This window comes from Bartonella sp. AA2SXKL, assembly GCF_042197205.1.
Taxonomy (GTDB): domain Bacteria; phylum Pseudomonadota; class Alphaproteobacteria; order Rhizobiales; family Rhizobiaceae; genus Bartonella.
Genome location: NZ_JBHIRN010000095.1, coordinates 1 through 815 on the forward strand (window position 1 = coordinate 1; position 815 = coordinate 815).

Sequence of the window (815 nt, forward strand, 5' to 3'; positions counted from 1 at the left end):
GATACCTTCTTCTACGTCAGATTCTAAAACACGTTTAACAGTGTGGCCGAATTCAACGGCGATGAGCTCGGCAACATCAGCATCAATCACATCGCCAGGTTTCATCATTTGTCCCTGTTTCATAAGAAACTTAATCACATCAACGGAGCGTTCAGTCATACGTTGTGCAAGTTCTTGAATGGTAATGGTTTCAGGAAGAATAACTTCGCGAGAAATTTTTTCTTTTGGTTCTTGGTTTTGCGCACGTTTAAATTTTTCCTGCCTGCGGCGCATTGCAGCCATGGAGCGCCCACGTGCACTTCCTTCTTCGTCCAATGCACTATTAAGAGTAATCTTTCCACGACGTTTTTCATCGGCTCCTTTTAAAACTTTGGGTGCACGCACTTCTGACTTAGCAAGGTTAGTGCGTCGGCTATTTCGATCATCCTCTTTGGTTTCATCTGCTTTGCGTTTTTCAATTACAGTTGTATTTTTAGGCGTGATAGGGATATTTATCGGTTCTATTTGGGATTGAGCAGGGGAAAGAGATGGAGTTTGTGTCTGTAGCGTAGGTTCTTCCTCTTCTTGAGGTGTTTCATCTATTTCAGTTTTTTGAATAGTTTGCCGCAAACTTTCTTCACGCTCTTTTGCACGTCTTGCTTCTTCTTCGGCTTGTTCACGTATTATTCTTTCTTGAATATGTGCTTCTTCTAACGCACGAAGTCTTGCTTCTATTTCAGCTGATGAAAGATTACTTTTAGCCGTAGGTTCATTGGGTTTAGCATCTTCGAATCGTGGTCTAGAGCGTTGGGGAGCCACATGTGGTTTCGTAATTG

Annotated in this window: 1 protein-coding gene; it reads right to left on the reverse strand. The window is 42.5% G+C overall.

Translation table 11 applies throughout. From position 1 onward, the window contains the following. Nucleotides 1–815, reverse strand: an 815-nt coding sequence (locus tag ACFINS_RS09980; RefSeq protein ID WP_375706172.1) for a translation initiation factor IF-2 N-terminal domain-containing protein, incomplete at both ends; no start/stop codon positions are given.